Origin of the sequence: Candidatus Infernicultor aquiphilus, from assembly GCF_002784285.1 — a bacterium.
GTDB lineage: Bacteria > Atribacterota > Phoenicimicrobiia > Phoenicimicrobiales > Phoenicimicrobiaceae > Infernicultor > Infernicultor aquiphilus.
On the sequence record NZ_PFKO01000379.1, the window covers coordinates 3171 to 3993 of the forward strand.

Consider the following 823-nt stretch of genomic DNA (forward strand, 5'->3'; position numbering starts at 1 on the left):
TACTCCATTTAAATTGGATAGAAGATGTATATCATAATCTTCACCCGCATGGCGAGAAGTTTTTTCGTAATATTCCCATCCCTCCGGATCATCATGAGCCATAGAAGCAATGAGTATTAATTGAACATTCTTAATTTCTTTCTTTACTATTCTGTACATATCGATAACCCCTAGAGGATCTTTCCAGGGATCGAATCTGGAAACCTGGGTTATAATAGGTCTATCTGGGTCTACCTTAAACTTTCTCACTATATCTTCAATCATTTTTTGATCCATTTCAATATTCTTAGGACTTAAAGGGTCAATGGCCGGAGGGATTATGGCAACATTTTTCATTTTAAGATCTTCTTTTACATACTCTTTTAAGGTAAAGACAGCAGCATCATATTTTTCTACAAAGGGTTTAATAAATTGCCATATATTTTCTTGAGCCTGGGTGGGGTCAATATGAAGCCTCCAAACCCATTTCCCTATTTTTTCTCGGCGATAATTTAATATTGCTACTGGCTGCGGATCGTGGATTACTACAAAGTCATATTCATCTTCGAATAATTTTTCATTAAGTTGATTATTTTTTAAAAATATTTTTTTCATCTCTTCAGTAAAAGAAACATCCATACCTTGTAAGCCATTATGGATGGCCTTAGTTACACTAAAAAAATCATCTGAACCCTTTATCACCTGCCATTCAGCTTCTAGCCCAACATCTTTCATTAAGGGAACTAAAGTTGATAAAATCTCTGCTACTCCTCCACCATATGAAGTAGCATTTATATGAATTACCTTTTTCTCCATTAAAGGTAAAGCTAATCTTTTAATTTCT

General features: G+C 34.1%; 1 pseudogene. It reads right to left on the bottom strand.

Features of this window, described 5'->3' with window-relative positions:
* Window positions 1-795, bottom strand: a pseudogene (locus COZ07_RS10585) (glycosyl transferase family 1); the annotation flags it as partial.
* Window positions 796-823 lie beyond the last annotated feature (28 nt).